Below are 20,253 nucleotides of genomic sequence, written 5' to 3'. Positions count from 1 at the left end.
AATTGAAAGGCTTTAGCTTATCATCCTGATAAAGGTATAATCCTTAAGCCCTTAATTAATCGGTTGTATCATTTCCAACTTCTTTTTCTGCCGTGGCCGAAGCTGCAGGCTTATCACTAATCAGCCTTTGGGTTGGGTACGCAAAATCGGATTTATTACGCATTACGATTTCCATAATTTTGAAATTGATTTCCTGCTTTATGGATAAATAATCATTGTAGGCTGTAATTGAAACGAAATAAATTACTTCAATATTCAAAGCAGAATCACCAAAACCTTCAAAATACGCATTGCCGTCATCGCTGGTATCCTGGTGTTCCCTAATGTATGTTCTTATCTCATCAACTATATTCTTAATGGTTTCGGCAGTGGTTTCATAGGTTATTCCGAATGAAAACTTCACCCGCCTGAAATTCCTCAAACTCATGTTTTCCAAAACACCATCTATCATCCCCTTATTCGGAATGGTTGCCATTGTTTTCTCGGTTGTACGAATAAGTGTACTCCTGAAACCAACCTTTTCAACTGTTCCTTCTACGCCATCAACTTTAACCAAATCGCCAACAGTAAAAGGTTTATCGAGGAAAATAGTGAAGGAGCCAAGTAAGTTTTCCAGACTCTCTTTTGCGGCCAGGGCAATCGCAATACCGCCGATTCCTAATCCGGTTATTAGGGTTAAAACATTAACCTCGAACACAAAACCCAAGAGCGTAAAAAAGCCAATAAAAACAACAATGGTTTTAAATAACTCTTTTAAAAACGGTACCAACTGGTCATCGGCTTTACTTTCCGTAAGCGATGCCTTATAAGTTAAAACATGCGAAATGAAATCTATAATCCGAAGGAAAATCCAGAAGATTGAAAGAATAATTAAAAACAAAAATATCCTGTCGATGCATTCGCCAATGGTTACCGGAATGTGTTCTTTAACTTTTCCAACTAGTTTATTGAAATGAAAAACCGTTACCTCTAATGGATGTTTAAGTTGATTTATGGAGAGATACAGGGTAGAAAAAAGAATAAAAATTTCTATCGGTTTGAGCAGCAATCCGACAAAAGTTTCATCGTGATTTTGTTGCGAAAAGCTTTTAAATAACTTAAATAAGAGTTTACTTAAGAGCTTTGAAACAATGGTTTTGAACAGTAAGCCCAGCAAAAGAATAACGCTAAACAAACAGTAAGCTTTTACGGTATTGCCCCAAAAAGTTTGCTCAAAAAATGCTGAATCTAACATACCGGCTTTAAATTATTCGACAAATATAATGGAAACAAAAAAACCTCCACGATTTTGAATCGTGAAGGCTTATATCTTGTAATAAAGAATATTATTTTCTTAAAGATTTAATACGGGCAGCTTTACCAGTTAAAGCACGTAAATAGAACAATTTCGCTCTACGAACTTTACCATAGCTATTCACTTCCACTTTCTCAATGTTTGGAGAATTTACAGGGAAGATACGCTCTACACCCACACCGTTGCTCATTTTACGAACAGTGAAAGTTTCGTTTGCACCTGCACTGTTACGTTGTATAACAACACCCTGGTAAATTTGAACACGTTCTTTATTACCTTCGCGAATTTTATAGTGTACGCTCACTGTATCGCCAGACTTGAACGCAGGAAAATCTTTTTTCGCGATGGCCTGCTCTTCAACAAATTTTACTAAATCCATGATTTTAAGCTATTAAACCAACTTTCTTTACCTTGAAAATCGGATTGCAATATTAGGGAAATATTTTGATATAAAAAAGTCTAATTTAATTTTTTCCACAATCTTTTAGAATTCCACATTCCAAGATGTTAAATGCTTCTATTCCAAAAGGTCAGGCCGGCGTTTCTGAGTACGCTCTAAAGCCTGTTCATGGCGCCATTCGTTTACTTTTGCTTCATGTCCGCTCAATAACACATCAGGCACTTTATGTCCACGCCAATCTGCAGGCCGGGTATAAACAGGCGCATCTAAAAGCTCTCCCTGAAAACTGTCAGAAAGGGCAGAAGTTTCATCATTTAAAACCCCGGGAATCAAACGAACCACAGCATCTACCACAATCGCAGCGGGCAGTTCTCCGCCACTTAAAACATAATCGCCAACAGAAATCTCTCTGGTTACAAAAATGTCTCTTATGCGCTGGTCTATCCCCTTATAATGCCCGCATAAAATGATGATGTTTTCTTTTATTGAAAGTTCGTTCGCTGTACTTTGGTTTAGGGTAACTCCATCAGGCGTCATAAAGATAATTTCGTCGTAATTTCGCTCTGCCTGAAGCTTTTCAATACAGGCTGCGAAGGGCTCGATGCTCATAACCATACCGCTACCACCTCCATATTGATAATCATCTACACTTTTCTGTTTATTGGTTGCGTAATCACGAAGATTATGCAAAACAATTTCGGCAATACCCTTCTTTTGCGCCCTTTGCAAAATAGAATGGGCAAACGGACTTTCCAGTAAAGCGGGCAAAACGGTTATAATATCGAAACGCATAGGTCAAATTTAAGGTTTAATTTTCAAGATAAATATCCAGCAAACCTTCAGGCAAGCCAAGCGTTAGGATTTTCTCTTCATCGTCAATTTCAATAATGAAATCCTCATTAAGCGGAAACAGAATTTCAGTTCCTTTGTATAAAACCGTTGCAATAAACTGTTGAGGGTATTCATTTACTTCAATAATTTCGCCAAGCTCGCCTAATGTTTCATCTATAGCGGTAAAGCCCTTCAAATCCGTGTAAAAAAATTCGTTTTCATCACGTTCGGGCTTCTGGGCAATCGGTAAATAGAGCTTCTTTTTCAACAACGCCTGAGCCTTATCGATATGATCTACATCGTCAAAATTGAAATAGCCCGTTTTATTGGCTTGCAGTTTTGCAGACGAAACGAAGTAAGGCACAAGTTTGCCGTTCATATCTGCGAAAAGGACATCGAATGTTAATTGCTCATACTCGTCAAATTCAAAGAAAACCTGAACCTCACCTTTCAGCCCCCTGCTTTTTGTAACGTAGCCTATATAAAATGCTTCTTCGTGTTTCATAAACCTGCAAATTCAGTATTGATAACGATTACGAGCCTGACTGGTCATCAGGTGTAATCTGCTGTTGAGTACCGGTATTGATGCATAGCTGCCAATAACGACACCCGATAAAAATCTCTTTATATAAAAATAGCGCTCCGGAATTCGGAACGCTATTTTTCAAAACAAAATAATAAAAATTATTCTGCGCCTTCTTCTTTAGTTTCAGCTGCAGGAGCTTCTTCAGTTGCTTCAGCCTCAACAGCTGGTGCTTCTTCAGTAACTTCTTCTTCGGCAACTTCTTCTGCAACTGGTGCATTTTTGGCTGCGATAGCGGCTGCTCTATCTTCTTTTTTCTTAGCTTCAGCAGCAAGAGCTGTTTTACGAGCGTCTGCCTTTGAAGTAGCTAATCCTTCTGATTTACCAGAAATTTTACCTGCTTTAGCATCTAACCAAGCAGTGAATTTCTCATCAGCTTGTTCCTGAGTTAAAGCACCTTTTTTAACACCACCTTCTAAGTGTTTTTTGTACAAAACGCCTTTGTAAGATAGGATAGCACGAGCTGTATCAGTAGGCTCAGCACCTTTGTTAACCCAAGCTAAAGTTTTTTCGAAGTTAATTTCGATAGTTGCAGGATTGGTGTTTGGGTTATATGAACCTAAACGCTCAATAAATTTACCATCACGTGGAGCACGTGAATCTGCTACTACTACGTGGAAAAAAGGTTTTCCTTTTTTACCGAATCTTTGCAATCTGATTTTGGTTGCCATTTCTTTTTTTGTTTATGTATACAACATATTCCCGGAACTTCGTGTTGCGGGCTGCAAAGATAAAAAAAATCTGCAAATTAAAAACATAGTTTAATTTGTTTATTTTCAGGAGATTTGCCTCCTAATATTTGCAGATAGAATATGGAAAGAATTGCCATTGATATGGACGAGGTTATTGCCGATGCCCTTGGGAAATTTATTAAACTTTACAATAGAGATTACAACGTGCCGCTGGATTTGAAAATTGATGCCGGCAACGAAATTTATCACCATGTTCCACAAGATGTAAACCAAAAATGGTTTGAATACATAAATGAGCCTGGCTTTTTTCGGGATTTAGGCGTTATTGCCGACAGTCAGCGTGTGATTAAAGCTTTGCAACAAAAATACGATGTTTACATTGTTTCGGCTGCCATGGAATTTCGCAACTCTCTGGTAGATAAATACGATTGGCTGGAGGAGCACTTTCCTTTTATCGACTGGCAACACATTATTTTTTGCGGGAATAAAATTATTCAAGCGGATATTATTATTGATGACCGTACCAAAAACTTCGTTAATTTTCAGGGGAGGCCTTTACTTTTCACTTCACCACATAATTTATTGGTTACAGAATATGAACGCGTAAACACCTGGGAAGAGGTGGCGACATTGCTGCTTTAAAAATTTTTCTATTGGTTTTTTAGCTGAGTGATTAGCTAGATTTAAACTTTTTAAGCGAGGCAAGAACATTTAAGCGATGTTTAAATGTTCTTGCCTCGCTTAAGGCTTTTTTTTGAGGCTCTAACTAAAAGTTAAACTCTCCAACCAGATTTCCCTCTCTATTACCCGAAGCCATTGGCAACACAATTACTTTTCTTTGTTGCTTCCCGGTCGCATAACGGGTATAAATTTCTGCAGTTACGGTTGTTGGTCCACTGATGTTAATTTGCCTGTCGCCAAAATAATTTACCTCTATTTTATATTTGCCTTTTACGGCTTTCTTAATCATAAACTGCTCTGGCCCATATCCTGAAGTAAAATCATTGCTAATTCGGCCACCAATTTTGGTTGTGCTGTTTCCATAATAACCTTTTTCACCTGTCGGGTCAGTTAACCACAAATCAATATCAGTATCATTTTTATTCCAGCTTAACACCACACGCACATCTACAGGTAACGGTTGAATTAACCTTTTATCAATTCCTTTTACATTTAGTTTGTTACCATGTTTGGCAATCAGGTTGTTGATTTCAGGAATGATAATCTCCTCAATGCCTTCATTGCTGTCGGATGTTTGGGCATTGTAGCTTCGAGTTAGTACCTTATATAAATTATCAAGCGATTTTTGGTACTGACCATTATCGGCCAGCGCCAAAGCATAATCGCGATAGCTTTGCGCATCCATGGGGCGCCATTGCAACACTTTGTGGGTTACAAAAGTTCCTCTCTATAATTTCCTGTTTGTTTTAATTTATAGGCCAGGGTTTTGTATAGATCGGCATTTTCCAGATCTAAATCGGCAATGTTGCTTAGAATAGTTAGTGCCCTTACGCTGTCTTTTTTTGAATAAAACCAGTTGGCAACATCAAAATAAAACATTGGCGTGGTTATATAATCCGGGCGCATTTTTAAATAAGATTGATAAGCGCTATCTGGTTTTCCAACCATATTTTTCATGTAATCTTTATCGCTTTTAAATTCAGGTATAATAATTTCAGGTTGTGTTTCTACATTTCTGGCTGTGTTTTTATTTTGAATGTTTAAGCCTGCAATACGACCTTGCAGGGGCGAGTTTACGCCATCGGCCTGAGGTCTAACTACAGCTATTGCGCTTGTGGTTTCCATCCGCTTTGCTTGTGCAGCATAACCAACTATTACAACTTCGTTTAATGACTTCTCTTCGTCCAGTTTGCCAATACCAGAAGTTGCAGGAGGGCTGCTTTTGGGCCTAGCCGGCGGCGGTACTACAGCGACAACGTCTCTCGCCGGCACGCCATTTTGTACCGCCCTTCGAATTGGGGGCGCAGGCTCCACCATTGATATCGGTGCCGGAGTCGGGTAATCATCTTGCTTCTTTATGGGTTCTTTATCATAAAAGTTTGTGTTCCACCAGGTCTTTAAATCCTTACTCATTGCAACTGCAGTATTTAGCAAATCGGTTTTACGCTCTAGAATGTCGACACTGCGCTGCTTTAAAACAGACTCGTACGCGGTGCGCAATTCTGCCGGTGGTGTAATGTCATAGCGCAAATAATCTTCGAAATTTTCTAAAACAATAAGACTTGTATTCCTTGTTACGATTCCAAATTGCTTGCCTAAAACACTAATATCATCTTTATTCTCTTCGTACTGAATATCCATTTCAGAGATTTTCTTTTGCGCCCAAACCCTGCTTATATCCATGCTGTTTAAAGCATGTTCAGTTGCATTTAGGCGAATGGTTTGCGATGCAACTACTGTGGTTCCGTAGCCAAACTGAAGAACAAACTCGGTGTTTAAGCCGTTCAAAATTCCGGCTACAGAAAAATGTCCGTTTACGCTTACATGCATAGATGGGTAGCTCTGGCGAATATCAGACCCGTTTTTTATGCCCAAAAATTGTAGATTTTGCTGATTCAAATGCTTAAAACCTTCGTTTACAGAAACTGAATTTAAGTTTATAAACTGACCGCCTGTTTTTAAGCTGATGTATTTTAAGGTGCTAAAATCGGCCTTCAGTGATGTATTTATGCAATGAACTGGCTTAACTAAAGCCAGAGTATTGTTACCGAAGGTTGATAAGCCATCACTAAAAAAAAGATATTCATCAGCCGGTAAGTGCAGGGCATTTACAGCGCTAAAGTTTGTGCCGCCATCATAAACCAAGCTTTCCAATTTTTCTTTTAATGATGCCCAGTTTCCGTTTATGATATTAAAAGTTCCGCCATTTTTAAAATTGTTATTTAACAGGCCTAATTCTATGGTTAGGTTTTGTTTCTCATTTATAATTAATCCCAAAAGTTCCAACCCCTTTTTAACATCTCGCTGCAAACCACTTAAAGAAGTATCCCAGATTAAACCGATTTGATTTGCCCATTGTCTTGGGCGGCTTTGGGTTTTTGGGAAAACGTTTACCAGAAAATAATAGCCGTTGGATGCGTTCTGCATTTGCACTTCAGGCAAATCATTCCTTTTAGGGAGATTAATTGTTAAACCGTTTTTGGGTTGATAATTAGTTTTGTTGATTTCGCCGACATAGGTATTTCCGTTAGCCTTTAAATCGAAGCTGCCGTCTGGTAATTCGCCAAGTTCAGGTTTAATAATGCTTTCATAAACAGTTGTTTTTAGGTAGAAATTCTCGATCGGCTGACTATAATCTAAAGGCAAATGGTACCGTAAAGCATTACCGCTACTAAAATTGAGTTCTTCTTCGTACCCAACAATTATAGTCCGGCTGCCGTGTGCGGGTAAAGGATATATTCTTGTTCGAAAGTTATTGCCCTCAACTTTTTCTAACAAACCGGGGTCTACTCTACGCCGTTCGATACTTTCAAACACTTCAGTCGCTTTTGCTTTTTCAACAGGAACAGCTTCACGCATCTTACCGTTTATATCTAACGCGTATCGGCTAATGCTTACACCTTCAGGCATTGGAAAAGTAAGTTCTCCTTCTAAAATCCGGCTACTGCTATTATGAAAAGTCATCGTCATAACGGTGGTTGCAATATTTCCGGTGATTTGAACATCGATACTTATTTTTTTAAGCTTAACAGCTTCCTTTTCCTGCGCTGTTTCGGCTTGCTGAATTTTCAGTACAGGCATTTGCGCCTGTGAAAAAAATGCAAGTAAAATTAGGGAGATAGTGATTAGGGTTTTAAATGGCTTCATAACAGTTGGTCTTTTTTAAACTGATGCAAATCTTGTTAGGATTACATAAATTTATTTTTGTACCTGGTTGCGATTGAAGCGGAAATAGCACCAAAAACCAAATTTAAATAAACCTGATAGCAATGTAAAGCGTAGCAATTTTTTCTATTGCGCAGCTTGAAATGAATAGCAGGAGAGGTGGAACAGATGGAAAACAGAACCTTGCTTTTCGAAAAAAAAATGTAACATTTGGTTGAGAAACCGTTCTAATACTAAAAAAAATCAACCTATGTTAGTAACCACAACGCCTTCTGTTGAGGGCACAAAAATTGTAAAATACATTGGTCTTGTTACCGGAGAAACAATTATCGGGGCAAACATTTTTAAAGATTTATTTGCCGGAATACGGGATATTGTTGGCGGCCGCTCCAGCGCTTATGAGCAGGTTTTAAGGGAAGCTAAAGATACCGCCGTAAACGAAATGCAACAGTATGCCGCAGCACTTGGGGCCAATGCGATTGTTGGCGTAGATTTGGATTACGAAACCGTTGGAACGGGCGGGAGCATGCTTATGGTAACTGCAAGCGGAACTGCTGTAATTCTCGAAAATTTGTAGATCTATCGGGTGTCCGGATTGTGGCCCGAACATCCGATAGTTGATTTAAAAGGATAATATATCAATTAGTTTTATCCAGGTAGAGCTTACTTTTTCTGCATCGATGTGTTTAATCGCGTGGTCGAACGGGGTAAAAACCATTTCGCGGTTTACCTGACCGGCCATTACGCCACGTTCGCCATTTATTAAACCTTCTACCGCCGATACCCCCAACCTGCTGGCTAAAACCCTATCCATACAGGTGGGTTTACCACCACGTTGAATGTGGCCGAGTACAGAAACTTTCGTATCGTAATGCGGGTATTTTGACTGGAGAATTTCACCAACTTTGAAAGCACCACCAGCGTCGTCTCCTTCGGCTACAATGATAATTTTTGATGATTTATCTTTACGGCTGTGTTCGAGTTTATGCAATACATCTTCTACACCCATATTAGCTTCAGGAATAAGAATTGCTTCAGCGCCAACGCCAATACCGCTTCGAAGGGCAATTAGGCCGGAATCCCGACCCATAACCTCGACAATGAAAAGCCTGTCGTGAGATTCGGCAGTGTCTCTGATTCTATCAACCGCATCTATAACGGTGTTTATAGCCGAATCGTAGCCAATTGTAAAATCGGTACCCGCCAAATCGTTATCGATCGTGCCTGGTAAACCAACAATCGGAAAATCGAACTCATTTGCAAAAACATTTGCGCCGGTAAAAGTTCCATCTCCACCGATGACAACAAGCGCATCGATGTTCCTATTTTTTAAATTATTGTAAGCAGTTTTTCTTCCTTCAGCGGTTCTGAAAGCTTCGCTACGTGCCGTTTTTAAAATCGTACCTCCACGCTGTATAATGTTCGCCACCGATTTGCGATCCATAGGCATACAATCGTCTGTGATTAGGCCCTCATATCCACGAAGGAAACCTGTTACTTCAATATCATAATAAATTGAGGCTCTAACAACAGCCCTAATTGCGGCGTTCATGCCCGGAGAATCCCCTCCGGAGGTTAAAACACCAATGTTCTTTATCTTATTCATTTGTTTGTTTCTTAGCAAATTCTGAAAGTCCTTTATCCAGATATTGCAAATATTTGTCAATGTTAAATTCTACTCCGATTGGAGGAGAAACTAATTCTTTTTCATCGGTACCCAAAAGTACATAATAAGGTTGCGAAATTGTATTAAATCTTTCTGCCTGCAGGTGTTTAAACTTTTTACCTACCGTATTTGCCTTGGTTGATAGTATTTTGGAATAGAATTGTTCGCCTTCTGGCAAAGCTGTTTTATCATCAGTGTATAAAGACACAACAATATAATCTTCCTTTAACTTTTTAAGCACCCGCGGATCTGACCAGACTTTTGCTTCCATTTCCCGACAATTAACGCAACCGTGGCCAGTAAAATCGAGGAAAAGTGGCTTCTTGTTTTCTTTGGCGTAAGCTAGTGCTTCCTGATAATCAAAGAAACCATCAATTTTTAAGGGAATTTCCAAAAAGTCGGCATACTTTCTTTTTGGGTGTGTTTTTGTTGAATCGACTATGGTTCCGCTCTCCTGGTTCAATACAAAATCTTGCGTTGACAGTGGTGGTACCAAAGCGCTAACTGCCTTTAATGGAGCGCCCCACAAACCCGGAATCAAATAAAACGCAAACACAAATGCTGCTCCACCTAAAAATAATCTTGGAATGGATATGTATTTCAAATCACTATCGTGAGAGAACTTTATTTTTCCTAATAAATAAAAACCCAAAATGAAGGCGATTACAACCCAAATGGCAATAAAAACTTCTCTGTCTAAAATTCCCCAATGGTAGGCCAGATCTGCCGTTGATAAAAATTTTAAAGCCAGGGCGATTTCAATCAGACCTAAAACAACCTTTACTGCATTTAACCAGCCACCAGATTTTGGTAGTGAAGTCATCCAGCTAGGGAAAATTGCAAACACTACAAATATTAAAGCCAGCGCAAGAGAGAAACCGAACATACCCATAACCGGCGCTAAAAAGCCCCCGGTTTGCCCAACGGTTACCAATAAGGTGCCAATAAGTGGACCGGTGCATGAGAAAGAAACTACGGCTAGCGTAGCTGCCATAAAAAATATCCCGGTTAGGCCTTTGGAATCTGATTTAGAATCCATTTTGTTCACAAATGAACTAGGTAACGTAATTTCGAAAGCGCCTAAAAACGATATCCCGAAAATTAATAATATTAAAAAGATAAATACGTTGAAGAAGCCATCGGTAGCCAGCTCATTTAAAGCGCTTGCCCCAAATATTAAGGTAATCAGCAAGCCTAAAACCACATATATTACAATAATAGATACACCATAAATTATGGCTCCCTGTATTCCTTTGCCTTTGGATTCGGCTCGTTTTGTAAAATAGCTTACTGTTAATGGCACCATGGGAAAAATACATGGAAGCAAAAAAGCAATCAGGCCAGCGATGAAGCCTGCTGCAAATATGGAAAGGAGTGATTTCGATGAACCGGTCTCTACAGGTTTTTCATTTACTGTTTTAACAACCGCCACTGTTTCATTCTTAGCTGCAGAATCTTTAACCACGCTGTTTGCTGCGCTATCTTGTGCGGAGCCTACCTCCGTAAACTGGATATCATCTGGCACAGATGTGGTTGTGTCTTGCTTTGTATTGGCAAAACTTTTTGAAGCCGGCAACGCAAAAAATATTGCAGTCAGCATAAGTAACAATAAAACCCTTTTCATGTGTGTGTGTTTATTCTGGCGAAAATACACAAAACGATGATGTAAAAGAAAGCGAACTGGAGATTTTACTTTAAACAGAAAGAGTTCCGAATGTTCGGAACTCTTTCTGTTTTTGGATATTATTATTTAACCGGAATGCTAAACTCAACTTCCTCTGGCGGAAGGCATTGGCGATCATTACAAACCATAAACTCAACTTTACCTTTTACCGCAGTAACGCCTTTGTTAAGCTTTATTTTTTGCTGAAAAATTACCTGATCTTCAAAATAGCTAACATTCATTTTAAATGTGTCTTCGTATTTTACAATCGCTTTTGGTTCTGCAGTTTTACCAACCAGGCTGAAATCTTTTGAAGGTGAAAATGTGAAAGTCGTTTTTACAGGTCCGCCACTTTTTACGTTTTGAGAATAAATATGCCATCTGTCTTCAATAGACGCTTTTATGTATAAAGTAGCTTCAGTTTTACTCGTCTTTTTAGCGACGTAAGCCCATGTAACTGGTTTTTCGATTTGGGCGAATGCCCCCGCGATGGTAAATAAAACCAGCGACAATACTAAGGTGATTTTTTTCATTATGTGTTTAATTTGTGTGTATGTATTCTATTTCTTTAAAATTGAACGTAAATAATTTACCATCAATTTCCATATTTAGCAAGCCGTTATCTTCCACGCCTCTAATTATTCCTTCAAAAACCCTACCATTCTGACGATAGCCGGCGCTTAGGTTATAGTTCAACAGGCATTTCAAATATTGCTGATGTAGAAAATCGTACTTTCCTGATTTCAAATTTAGATAGTATTTTTCCATATAAACGAATATTTTGGTCATAACAAACTCTAAATCTGCTTCTTTATGTAAAATTTGAAATAAAGATGTTGCTTTGGCGCCTAAATCTCCGGTAAAGTTCTGTTGGTTTATATTTAACCCTATTCCAATAACCGCTGATTTAATGGTTGAACCTGTCAGTGTGTTTTCTATAAGTATGCCACCAAGTTTCTTTTTATTGTAATAAATATCATTAGGCCATTTTACCATTACCGGATGCGGAAGAAAATCAGAAAGGGCTTCAGATACTGCTAAACTTACAGCCATATTTAAATAAAACTGCTTTTTTAGGGGCAAAAAAGATGGTTTTAAATAGATGCTTGCGCTAATATTCTTCCTTGGTTCGGTTTGCCAAACGCTTTCCTGCTGTCCTCGTCCGGCAAACTGATGATCTGCCATAATTACAGTACCTTCGGGTAATGGCTCGGAATTTGAAGTCAGTTTCTTTAAATAGTTATTAGTAGAATCAACCTCTTTTAATTTGATGAAATTTTGACCAACAAATAGTGTCGAAAAAGTGTTATTTTGCAAGTGTTGAATTTATATTATTGTAATTCCAAAATTAAAGCATTTTAATGGTAAAAAAGAAAATAGTAGCCCTTTCTACATACCTTTCTGAGTTGGCCGTACACGGCATACAAGAGAAAAAAGGAGAAGATATTGTGCGGTTGGACCTCAAAAACATTCATACATCAGTAGCGGATTATTTCATTATTGCGAGCGCAAACTCTGCAACGCAGGTAAAAGCTATTGCCGATAGTGTAGAAAAGGAAATATATAAAGCCACACAAACAGACCCAAGACATAAAGAAGGTTTTGAATCTGCTGATTGGGTAATTTTAGATTACTTTGATGTGGTTGTGCACATCTTTAAGACCGAAAAGCGCCACTTTTATGGCATAGAAGAATTATGGGGCGATGCCGAGAGCACAAATTACCAGAGCGCCTAACCATAACCACACCTTTTGAACGAAACAAATGAACGATAATCAAAATACAAACGAAAACGGCAAACCCGGTAAAAAGTTGCCAAATATTCCTAAAAAGCCCCAGAAACCTTCAAAATTTAATATTTTTTGGGTTTATGCTGCCATAATAATCGCTATTGTTGCTGCGCAGTTCCTGTTCACAACAGAAGGCGGAAAAGAAGTATCTTACAGAACGTTTGAAACGCAAATGCTTTTAAAAGGCGATGTAGAAAAGATAATTTCTTACAAATCTGATGATATTGTAAAAGCAGAAGTTTACATAAAAAAAGACAGTTTAAATAAGCCAGAATATAAACAGTTTAAGAGTACAAGTACTTTCAATAATAATACGGGCCCAACAGCTTATTTTATTGCGGGCTCGCCGGATGCACTTGATAAGTTACTTGCTGATTCGCAAAAAGACATTCCAAGCAACCAAAGAATTTTGGCACAGCCAACAACAAAAAATAACCCGCTTGCAAGTTGGTTCTTAACCATTATTGTTCCGGTATTGTTATTAATCGCCTTCTGGATTTTTATGATGCGCCGTATGGGCGGTGGTGCAGGTGGCGGCGGCCAGATTTTCAACATTGGCAAATCGAAGGCAACGCTTTTTGATGAAAAAAACGATGTTAAAACAACTTTCAAAGATGTTGCGGGCTTAGAAGGCGCCAAAGAAGAGATTCAGGAGATTGTTGAATTCTTAAAAAATCCTCAAAAATATACTGTGCTTGGGGGTAAAATACCAAAGGGTGCTTTGCTTGTTGGTTCGCCGGGTACTGGTAAAACTTTATTAGCAAAAGCAGTTGCCGGAGAAGCTCAGGTTCCATTCTTCTCATTATCGGGTTCTGATTTCGTAGAGATGTTTGTAGGCGTTGGTGCTTCGAGGGTTAGAGACTTATTTAAGCAGGCTAAAGACAAATCTCCATGTATTATTTTTATCGATGAGATCGACGCTATTGGTCGTGCCCGAGGTAAAAATGGTGTAATGGGTGGTAATGATGAGCGTGAAAACACCTTAAACCAGTTATTGGTAGAAATGGATGGTTTCGGAACTAATACACATGTTATTATTTTAGCGGCAACAAACCGGGCCGATGTATTGGATAAAGCATTATTAAGAGCAGGCCGTTTTGATAGACAAATTTATGTTGACTTACCAGATGTTCGTGAGCGTAAGGAAATTTTCGAAGTTCACTTGAAGCCAATTAAAATGGCCGAGGGTTTAGATACAGAATTCCTTGCAAAACAAACTCCGGGATTCTCTGGGGCAGATATTGCCAATGTTTGTAATGAAGCTGCTTTAATTGCAGCAAGAAAAAACAAAACAGCGGTTGATAAGCAAGACTTTTTAGATGCTGTTGATAGAATTGTTGGTGGTTTAGAAAAGAAAAATAAAATTGTAACTCCGTCTGAAAAAAGAGCCATTGCAATTCATGAAGCCGGCCACGCTACCGTGAGCTGGATGCTTGAACATGCAGCGCCTTTAATTAAAGTTACCATTGTTCCCCGCGGCCAAAGTTTAGGTGCAGCCTGGTATTTACCAGAAGAGCGGTTAATTGTTCGTCCGCACCAAATGCTTGATGAAATGTGTGCAACGATGGGTGGCCGTGCAGCAGAGAAAGTTATCTTCGACACGATTTCAACAGGTGCGTTAAGCGATCTTGAAAAAGTAAATAAGCAAGCCAGAGCAATGATTACGATTTATGGTTTGAATGAAAAACTTGGTAACATTACTTATTACGATTCTTCAGGCCAGAACGAATACAACTTTAATAAGCCATATTCTGAAGAAACAGCTTTATTAATTGATAAGGAAATATCTGCGTTAATTGAGAGTCAGTATCAGAGAGCCATTAATCTGCTTCAGGAAAATAAAGATAAATTGGTTCAACTTGCCGATATCTTAATTGATAAAGAAGTATTATTTAAAGACGATTTGGAGAACATTTTCGGCAAACGTCCTTTCGGTGCAGAGATTACTGAAGAGCTGGCCAAAGGCGGAACAAACAACGTTCCTCCGGTAGAGGCTTAATTTTAAGCCAAAAGGGCTTTTAAAACAAAACATTTATGCATAAGTTTGAAACCTCGGATGTAAAAAATCCGGGGTTTTTATTTTTAAGAGATGGCAGATAATACAACGGCGAAAGAGCAAATTTTAAAGAAGATAAGAAAAGCGCTTTTAGAAAAACGTGAAAATCCCTATCCTAATTTGGAAGAAACTGCGCTGTATAAAAAAAACACGGATGAATTAGAGGTGTTGTTTGCCGAACAGCTTACCGCAGTATCCGGCAATTTCATCTTTTGTGAGGACGGTATAGATTTTATCGAAAATATGCTTCAGCTTGCAGATAAATTCAAGTGGCGAAAAATTTATTGCTGGGAACCTGAGTTACAGGATTTTCTGGCCAAATACGAATTTCCATTCTACCAAACAGATAAAGACTTTGAACAGGCAGAGGTTGGTATTACGATGTGCGAAGCGCTAATTGCCCGAAACGGTAGCGTTATGGTGACTAATGAAAGCGCAGCCGGAAGAAGATTAAGCATTTTCCCGCATCACCATATTGTTATTGCCCGAACAAGCCAACTGGTTTTGGATTTAAAAGATGCTTTTCAGCTTTTAAAAAAAAAATACGGAAGTCAAATTCCATCGATGATTAGCAACATAACCGGACCAAGCCGAACGGCAGATATTGAAAAAACGTTGGTGTTAGGCGCACATGGCCCAAAGGAGCTTTTTGTATTCCTTGTTGACGATTTTTCTTAAATTATTTTCATTTCTAATTTATTAACTATATTTTTATACTACATACCGTTTTAGTATGCGGTATTATAATTATGAGCGCAACAATAAATACAGTTATTATCGGCACGGGCAGCTATATCCCCGAGAACATTATTACCGGTGATGAATTTTTAAACTCGACGTTTTTTGAGAACGGAAATCGTTTAGAAAAAGAAAATGCTGAGATTATCCATAAGTTCTCTGAAATTACTGAAATTGTTGAACGCCGCTATGCTTGTCCGGAACAATTGAGCAATGAAATTGGAGCCATAGCAGCAGAAAAAGCAATTGAAAATGCCGGCATAGATAGGGAAACGCTGGATTACATTATATTTTGCCACAACTTTGGCGACATTCCATTAAGCAGCAACCGCATTGATATTTTGCCGGCGCTCGCCTCTAAAGTAAAGCAGAGACTAGGCATTTCAAACCCGGATTGCGTTGCTTACGATATTATTTTCGGTTGTCCAGGCTGGGTTCAAGGCAGCATTCAGGCAGATTACTATATTAAAAGTGGCGATGCGAAGAGGGTACTTGTTATTGGCGCTGAAACGCTTTCGCGTATTATCGACCCGCACGATAGAGATAGCATGATATTCTCGGATGGTGCCGGAGCCGTAATTTTTGAAGGTGTAACAGCCGAAGAAAGAACGGGTATACTTGCACACAAAACAGAAACGCATGCATTGCAACATGGGGGTTTGTTAACAATGGGAAGAAGTGCTCATCCGGATGAAGATAATGGCAATCTTTACCTGAAAATGAATGGCAGAAAGCTTTATGAATTCGCCGTTATACAAGTTCCGCAGGTAATTAAAAAAGCAATTGACAAAGCTGGCTTATCCATTGAAGATGTAAACATCGTATTTGTTCATCAGGCAAATGGAAAAATGGACACTGCAATTATGAAGCGTTTATTTAAATTATACGGCTCGGATGAGGTACCCGAAAACCTGGTTCCGATGACAATTAGCTGGCTGGGAAATAGCTCGGTAGCCACCGTACCAACGCTTTTAGACTTAGTACTAAAAGAGCAGGTAAAAGGCTATAAAGTTAAGCAAGGCGATGTGGCTGTGTTCGCTTCAGTTGGAGCCGGAATGCATATAAACGCTTTTGTTTATCGGTTTTAAAAGCCCAGCCTCTTAATGCCCGCCTTTGCCTGGCTTTCTATACTGTTTTCATATTCGTGATTTTTCATTGAAATGGCCGTATTAAAAGCTTCTTTGGCTTTGGCTTTATTTCCTTTTTTCTGGTAAACTTTGCCCATCTGCAAAGCAGAATTCGATGCAAAATAATATTTAAGGTTTTTACCTTGTGAAATGGCTGCCTGATAGTAAGTTAGTGCCTGGTCATCTTTACCTAAATCATCAAATATTCTTCCCATTCGGTAGCTAAAATCGGTCTTGTCTTTATCCGTAGCGTAATCTGTAGCCTGTTTATCATTTAACAACTGAGCTGCCTTTGTTAAATAGCCACCATCATATAATAATCTGGCCTTAAGCAAATCTACAGGCGGGGCAGGTGCCGAAGCTTCATTTTGAGCCTGTTTATCCTTTTCATTATAAGTGTAGCCAGATTTAATGGCTTTTGAAATAAGAGATGTATAATTCGACTTATCGCCTTTAAGCAGCGCAATCCACGCGAGGTGGAGGTTTGCATCTTTAATGTAGTTTGCACCCTTATTGTTTTGCAAAAACTTATTGAAATAGTTTGATGCCGATAAATCGAGCTTATTCAGGTGCGCAACTCCTTCCAGGTAATCTAAGTAAGGAAATGGCTGATAAACGCCTCCTTCTGGCCTTTTAGCTAAAATAGTAATCGCCTCATCATTGTGGGCAGTTTTAATGCAGACGTAACTCTGCAAATACGATTTTAAAAGGCTCGTATCGGCAATTCGTTCTGTAAATCTCATCGTTTTTGCGTACGCAGAAGGACTATGGGCCACATCGGTTAGCACATACGCATAATAGAAAACTACTTCTTCGTAAAACGGTTCGTAGGTTGATTTTGGAAGGCCGTCTGCAAGTTTATCCAGCATGGACAGTCCTTTTTCCATATTGCCTTTAATGCCAAAAGTTGCCAACGTGCTTTTTAGAGCACCATCTGGCAGATTACCAAGCACGGTATTTATTAGGCCAAGGCCTTTATTATTTAACAAGAATCCGGGAAATTTCTTAGCATTATCCTGCAACATAGCGTTTGCTTTTCGAATCTCCATTGCTGCATTAAAATACTCGCCAAATCTTCCTCTTATCAAAGCCCACTGTAAATTAATTTCGGCCTGGGCATATAGGTAGTAGGGCGAATTTTTATCATCATCGCTTATTTTATCAAGCCTAACCGATTTGTTGGCTTTAAGCTTGTCGAAGTCCGTTTTGCTGCCTGAGGTGATAAGCGTAAAGTAATCTACATAGTTTTCGAGCAAAAAGATGATGGAATTGTTCGGGTGCTGTTTTTTTTCTGTTGAGATGTATGCCTTTGCATTTCCTAATTTTAGTTCGAAAATACTTTTGTAAGCATTTAAGCAGTTGGTATTAAAGTCGAAATTGGCAAAAAGCGCCTGTGTGTTGAAAAAAATTAAAAGAAACAGAACAGATAGGAATCGTAAGCTTTTGGTCATTTGGGTTATCAATCAAATATTTTCCTTTATGCACAAATACTGTACCCATTTAAATAATTTTAAAAGATTTTGAGTTTGGCGCAAAAACAAAAAAGTCCCGATTTAGTCGGGACTTTTTTAAATAATTTGTTTTTAAGATTAAGCTTCTGCCACTTCGTGGGTTAGGGCCTCATCAACTAAAATACGTCCGCAATGCTCGCAAACAATAATTTTTTTACGCTGACGGATATCTAACTGACGTTGAGGAGGAATCTGATTAAAGCAACCTGAACAAGAATCGCGATCGATTGTTACCACAGCTAAACCATTTACAGCATTTTTGCGTAAACGTTTGTAAGCCACTAACAAGCGCTCATCTATGGTTGGCTCTGCTTTATCAGCTTTCTTTTGTAATTCCTGCTCTTCTTTTTCAGTTTCAGAAGTGATTACATCAAGTTCGCCTTTCTTAACTTCTAAATCTTTTTTTCTGCCTTCTAATTCAGCTTTTGCAGCTTCATAGATTTCAGTTTTTGAAGTGATTTCGAAACCGTGTTCTTTAATTTTTTTCTCAGATACCTGAATATCTAAACCTTGAATCTCAATTTCTTTAGTTAAAGCATCGTATTCACGGTTGTTTTTAACTTCCTTTAATTGAGTATCGTATCTTTTAATAGCTGCCTGGGCATCTTTAATTGTATTTTTACGGGTTACGATAGAATCTTCAAGATCATCAAGATCTGCCTTAATTTTCTGAATTCTGGTTTCTAATCCTAACACATCATCCTCAAGATCGGCAACTTCCATTGGCAATTCGCCTCTTACCTGACGGATTTTATCGATTTTTGTGTGGATATTTTGTAATTCGTATAAAGCCTTTAGCTTCTGTTCTACGGTTTGTTCCATTAAAACAAGTAATTTATGGGGTTTGTATTTTGCTCCGTTAAACGGATTGCAAAGTTAGTAAATTTTTTCTGAATAATTTCAACCAATAAATTTGATGTAAATTGTTCAGTTTCAAAGTGTCCGATGTCGGCAATGATAAGTTTTTCTTCGGCATCGAAAAACTCGTGATATTTAAAATCTGCAGTAATGAAGGCATCTGCTCCTGCGGCGATGGCTTCTTTTAAAAGGAAACTTCCGGAGCCACCACAAACTGCAACTTTTTTTATTCTTTTTGGTAAAACTGAAGTGTAGCGAACAACTTTTGCCTGCATTTTGTCTTTAACCATATGGAGGAAATCGTAGGCTTCCATATCATATTCGAGCCAGCCAACCATACCCGAACCTACTTGCTGGTGTTTGTTTTCAAGGTTATATAAATCATAAGCTACTTCTTCGTAAGGATGGTTTTCAAAAAGCGCCACTAGTATTTTTCTTTCTGATTGAATTGGATAAATAAGTTCAATTCTAACTTCCGGTTCATGGTGGCGAACGCCTTTTTCGCCAACAAAGGGATCGGCATTTTCATTTGCTTTAAAAGTTCCAAAGCCATCGGCATTAAAACTCGTTTCACTATAATTGCCGATGTTTCCACCGCCGGCATAGAAAAGCGCAGAACGTAACTGCTCGGCCTGTGCCTGCGGACAAAATGTTACCAGCTTTTTTAACAATCCAGCTTTTGGTGAAAGCACTTTTATACCACTAAGGCCAAGTTTTTCGCAAATTCTGGCATTCACACCTGTATGCACCGCATCAAGATTGGTATGTATGGCGTATAAGGCAACGTTGTTCTTAATTGCTTTTAAAATAACCCGCTCTACGTAGTTTTTCCCATTTAGCTTTTTCAGTCCTTTGAAAACTATCGGGTGATGGGTAATTATCAGGTTACATCCGGTAGAAATTGCCTCATCAACAATTTTCTCTACACAATCGAGCGCAACAAGCGCCGCCCGGATATCCATATTTGGGTCGCCAACTATTAAACCCGAATTATCGTAATCTTCCTGGTAGTTTAATGGCGCAATGCTTTCCAGATAATTTGTTATTTCTGATAACCTCATGGCATAAAGATAGAAATTTGAGCAAAAATACGAAGCTTAAAAGATAAGGCGGGCGAGAAACTTTGTAAGTTTTGGAGAGCTGTTTTTTATAAACCCGACAGAAACAAAAAGCCCGCAAACCCGATTTTTCATCGGGT

General features: G+C 38.7%; 20 protein-coding genes. 6 read left to right on the top strand and 14 right to left on the bottom strand.

The features are described 5' to 3' along the window. Positions 1-55: 55 nt before the first annotated feature. The 5 genes from AC0IWT_RS16825 to AC0IWT_RS16805 all read right to left on the bottom strand — a co-directional run bounded on the left by AC0IWT_RS16825 (position 56) and on the right by AC0IWT_RS16805 (position 3,779). The gene (locus AC0IWT_RS16825; RefSeq protein ID WP_471798024.1) at positions 56-1,234 is read right to left on the bottom strand and encodes a mechanosensitive ion channel family protein; all 1,179 of its coding nucleotides are present in this window, start codon (positions 1,232-1,234) and stop codon (positions 56-58) included. A 91-nt stretch (positions 1,235-1,325) separates the two neighbouring features. Then, the gene (gene rplS / locus AC0IWT_RS16820; RefSeq protein ID WP_056869163.1) at positions 1,326-1,673 is read right to left on the bottom strand and encodes a 50S ribosomal protein L19; all 348 of its coding nucleotides are present in this window, start codon (positions 1,671-1,673) and stop codon (positions 1,326-1,328) included. 138 nt (positions 1,674-1,811) lie between these two features. Next, positions 1,812-2,486: a tRNA (guanosine(37)-N1)-methyltransferase TrmD gene (trmD, locus tag AC0IWT_RS16815; RefSeq protein ID WP_056869164.1), complete on the bottom strand. Its 675-nt coding sequence runs from the start codon at positions 2,484-2,486 to the stop codon at positions 1,812-1,814. Between the two features lie 16 nt (positions 2,487-2,502). Then, the gene (gene rimM, locus AC0IWT_RS16810; RefSeq protein WP_471798023.1) at positions 2,503-3,030 is read right to left on the bottom strand and encodes a ribosome maturation factor RimM; all 528 of its coding nucleotides are present in this window, start codon (positions 3,028-3,030) and stop codon (positions 2,503-2,505) included. 179 nt (positions 3,031-3,209) lie between these two features. Then, complete coding sequence (locus AC0IWT_RS16805; RefSeq protein WP_471798022.1) at positions 3,210-3,779, bottom strand: 30S ribosomal protein S16; 570 nt, start codon at positions 3,777-3,779, stop codon at positions 3,210-3,212. A gap of 141 nt (positions 3,780-3,920) precedes the next feature. Here AC0IWT_RS16805 and AC0IWT_RS16800 point away from each other — a divergent pair, with 141 nt between their 5' ends. Continuing rightward, positions 3,921-4,442, top strand: a complete 522-nt coding sequence (locus AC0IWT_RS16800; RefSeq protein ID WP_471798021.1) for a 5' nucleotidase, NT5C type — start codon at positions 3,921-3,923, stop codon at positions 4,440-4,442. A 124-nt stretch (positions 4,443-4,566) separates the two neighbouring features. Here AC0IWT_RS16800 and AC0IWT_RS16795 read toward each other — a convergent pair whose 3' ends face one another. Together AC0IWT_RS16795 and AC0IWT_RS16790 are read right to left on the bottom strand one after the other, a co-directional pair. After that, positions 4,567-5,166: a YfaP family protein gene (locus AC0IWT_RS16795; RefSeq protein ID WP_471798020.1), complete on the bottom strand. Its 600-nt coding sequence runs from the start codon at positions 5,164-5,166 to the stop codon at positions 4,567-4,569. 26 nt (positions 5,167-5,192) lie between these two features. Beyond that, on the bottom strand, positions 5,193-7,628 hold the full coding sequence (locus AC0IWT_RS16790) for a VIT domain-containing protein (RefSeq protein WP_471798019.1): 2,436 nt from the start codon (positions 7,626-7,628) through the stop codon (positions 5,193-5,195). A 268-nt stretch (positions 7,629-7,896) separates the two neighbouring features. Between AC0IWT_RS16790 and AC0IWT_RS16785 the strand changes: the two genes are divergently transcribed. Beyond that, the gene (locus AC0IWT_RS16785) at positions 7,897-8,223 is read left to right on the top strand and encodes a heavy metal-binding domain-containing protein (RefSeq protein ID WP_056086323.1); all 327 of its coding nucleotides are present in this window, start codon (positions 7,897-7,899) and stop codon (positions 8,221-8,223) included. A 45-nt stretch (positions 8,224-8,268) separates the two neighbouring features. Here AC0IWT_RS16785 and pfkA read toward each other — a convergent pair whose 3' ends face one another. The 4 genes from pfkA to AC0IWT_RS16765 all read right to left on the bottom strand — a co-directional run bounded on the left by pfkA (position 8,269) and on the right by AC0IWT_RS16765 (position 12,292). Then, on the bottom strand, positions 8,269-9,252 hold the full coding sequence (gene pfkA, locus AC0IWT_RS16780; protein ID WP_056869169.1) for a 6-phosphofructokinase: 984 nt from the start codon (positions 9,250-9,252) through the stop codon (positions 8,269-8,271). Continuing rightward, positions 9,245-10,936, bottom strand: a complete 1,692-nt coding sequence (locus AC0IWT_RS16775) for a protein-disulfide reductase DsbD family protein (protein WP_471798018.1) — start codon at positions 10,934-10,936, stop codon at positions 9,245-9,247. Before AC0IWT_RS16775 ends, pfkA begins: the two co-directional genes overlap by 8 nt. Before the next feature lie 122 nt (positions 10,937-11,058). Then, positions 11,059-11,508: a protein-disulfide reductase DsbD domain-containing protein gene (locus AC0IWT_RS16770; RefSeq protein ID WP_056869171.1), complete on the bottom strand. Its 450-nt coding sequence runs from the start codon at positions 11,506-11,508 to the stop codon at positions 11,059-11,061. A 7-nt stretch (positions 11,509-11,515) separates the two neighbouring features. Continuing rightward, on the bottom strand, positions 11,516-12,292 hold the full coding sequence (locus tag AC0IWT_RS16765; RefSeq protein WP_471798017.1) for a biotin--[acetyl-CoA-carboxylase] ligase: 777 nt from the start codon (positions 12,290-12,292) through the stop codon (positions 11,516-11,518). A gap of 44 nt (positions 12,293-12,336) precedes the next feature. On the opposite strand from AC0IWT_RS16765, the gene rsfS reads away from it, so the two are divergent. From rsfS to AC0IWT_RS16745, 4 genes are all read left to right on the top strand, one after another. Beyond that, a complete protein-coding gene (rsfS, locus tag AC0IWT_RS16760) occupies positions 12,337-12,711 on the top strand; it encodes a ribosome silencing factor (protein WP_056869173.1) in 375 nt (124 codons plus the stop codon). A 28-nt stretch (positions 12,712-12,739) separates the two neighbouring features. Continuing rightward, positions 12,740-14,764 (top strand): ATP-dependent zinc metalloprotease FtsH, encoded by a 2,025-nt coding sequence (gene ftsH, locus AC0IWT_RS16755; protein ID WP_082491278.1) that lies wholly within the window; start codon positions 12,740-12,742, stop codon positions 14,762-14,764. Between the two features lie 90 nt (positions 14,765-14,854). Then, positions 14,855-15,499, top strand: a complete 645-nt coding sequence (locus AC0IWT_RS16750) for a LutC/YkgG family protein (protein WP_471798016.1) — start codon at positions 14,855-14,857, stop codon at positions 15,497-15,499. 71 nt (positions 15,500-15,570) lie between these two features. Next, the gene (locus AC0IWT_RS16745; protein ID WP_471798015.1) at positions 15,571-16,647 is read left to right on the top strand and encodes a 3-oxoacyl-ACP synthase III family protein; all 1,077 of its coding nucleotides are present in this window, start codon (positions 15,571-15,573) and stop codon (positions 16,645-16,647) included. On the opposite strand, the gene AC0IWT_RS16740 is transcribed toward AC0IWT_RS16745, so the two are convergent. The 3 genes from AC0IWT_RS16740 to AC0IWT_RS16730 all read right to left on the bottom strand — a co-directional run bounded on the left by AC0IWT_RS16740 (position 16,644) and on the right by AC0IWT_RS16730 (position 20,116). Next, positions 16,644-18,137: a tetratricopeptide repeat protein gene (locus AC0IWT_RS16740; RefSeq protein WP_471798014.1), complete on the bottom strand. Its 1,494-nt coding sequence runs from the start codon at positions 18,135-18,137 to the stop codon at positions 16,644-16,646. The two genes, AC0IWT_RS16745 and AC0IWT_RS16740, sit on opposite strands and share 4 nt — an antisense overlap. Before the next feature lie 138 nt (positions 18,138-18,275). Then, positions 18,276-19,019: a zinc ribbon domain-containing protein gene (locus AC0IWT_RS16735; RefSeq protein ID WP_471798013.1), complete on the bottom strand. Its 744-nt coding sequence runs from the start codon at positions 19,017-19,019 to the stop codon at positions 18,276-18,278. Continuing rightward, positions 19,019-20,116 carry a Nif3-like dinuclear metal center hexameric protein gene (locus AC0IWT_RS16730; protein WP_471798012.1) on the bottom strand — a complete coding sequence of 366 codons (1,098 nt, stop codon included), beginning with the start codon at positions 20,114-20,116 and terminating at the stop codon, positions 19,019-19,021. Before AC0IWT_RS16730 ends, AC0IWT_RS16735 begins: the two co-directional genes overlap by 1 nt. Between the last annotated feature and the right edge of the window lie 137 nt (positions 20,117-20,253).

This window comes from Pedobacter sp. AC464, assembly GCF_979253075.1.
This window is presented reverse-complemented; position numbering and strand designations above follow the sequence as displayed.

Coding starts and splice junctions, on each gene's coding strand:
- AC0IWT_RS16825 (WP_471798024.1), bottom strand. CDS start 1,234: ATGTTAGATTCAGCATTTTTTGAGCAAACTTTTTGGGGCAATACCGTA.
- rplS (WP_056869163.1), bottom strand. CDS start 1,673: ATGGATTTAGTAAAATTTGTTGAAGAGCAGGCCATCGCGAAAAAAGAT.
- trmD (WP_056869164.1), bottom strand. CDS start 2,486: ATGCGTTTCGATATTATAACCGTTTTGCCCGCTTTACTGGAAAGTCCG.
- rimM (WP_471798023.1), bottom strand. CDS start 3,030: ATGAAACACGAAGAAGCATTTTATATAGGCTACGTTACAAAAAGCAGG.
- AC0IWT_RS16805 (WP_471798022.1), bottom strand. CDS start 3,779: ATGGCAACCAAAATCAGATTGCAAAGATTCGGTAAAAAAGGAAAACCT.
- AC0IWT_RS16800 (WP_471798021.1), top strand. CDS start 3,921: ATGGAAAGAATTGCCATTGATATGGACGAGGTTATTGCCGATGCCCTT.
- AC0IWT_RS16795 (WP_471798020.1), bottom strand. CDS start 5,166: ATGGATGCGCAAAGCTATCGCGATTATGCTTTGGCGCTGGCCGATAAT.
- AC0IWT_RS16790 (WP_471798019.1), bottom strand. CDS start 7,628: ATGAAGCCATTTAAAACCCTAATCACTATCTCCCTAATTTTACTTGCA.
- AC0IWT_RS16785 (WP_056086323.1), top strand. CDS start 7,897: ATGTTAGTAACCACAACGCCTTCTGTTGAGGGCACAAAAATTGTAAAA.
- pfkA (WP_056869169.1), bottom strand. CDS start 9,252: ATGAATAAGATAAAGAACATTGGTGTTTTAACCTCCGGAGGGGATTCT.
- AC0IWT_RS16775 (WP_471798018.1), bottom strand. CDS start 10,936: ATGAAAAGGGTTTTATTGTTACTTATGCTGACTGCAATATTTTTTGCG.
- AC0IWT_RS16770 (WP_056869171.1), bottom strand. CDS start 11,508: ATGAAAAAAATCACCTTAGTATTGTCGCTGGTTTTATTTACCATCGCG.
- rsfS (WP_056869173.1), top strand. CDS start 12,337: ATGGTAAAAAAGAAAATAGTAGCCCTTTCTACATACCTTTCTGAGTTG.
- ftsH (WP_082491278.1), top strand. CDS start 12,740: ATGAACGATAATCAAAATACAAACGAAAACGGCAAACCCGGTAAAAAG.
- AC0IWT_RS16750 (WP_471798016.1), top strand. CDS start 14,855: ATGGCAGATAATACAACGGCGAAAGAGCAAATTTTAAAGAAGATAAGA.
- AC0IWT_RS16745 (WP_471798015.1), top strand. CDS start 15,571: ATGAGCGCAACAATAAATACAGTTATTATCGGCACGGGCAGCTATATC.
- AC0IWT_RS16740 (WP_471798014.1), bottom strand. CDS start 18,137: ATGACCAAAAGCTTACGATTCCTATCTGTTCTGTTTCTTTTAATTTTT.
- AC0IWT_RS16735 (WP_471798013.1), bottom strand. CDS start 19,019: ATGGAACAAACCGTAGAACAGAAGCTAAAGGCTTTATACGAATTACAA.
- AC0IWT_RS16730 (WP_471798012.1), bottom strand. CDS start 20,116: ATGAGGTTATCAGAAATAACAAATTATCTGGAAAGCATTGCGCCATTA.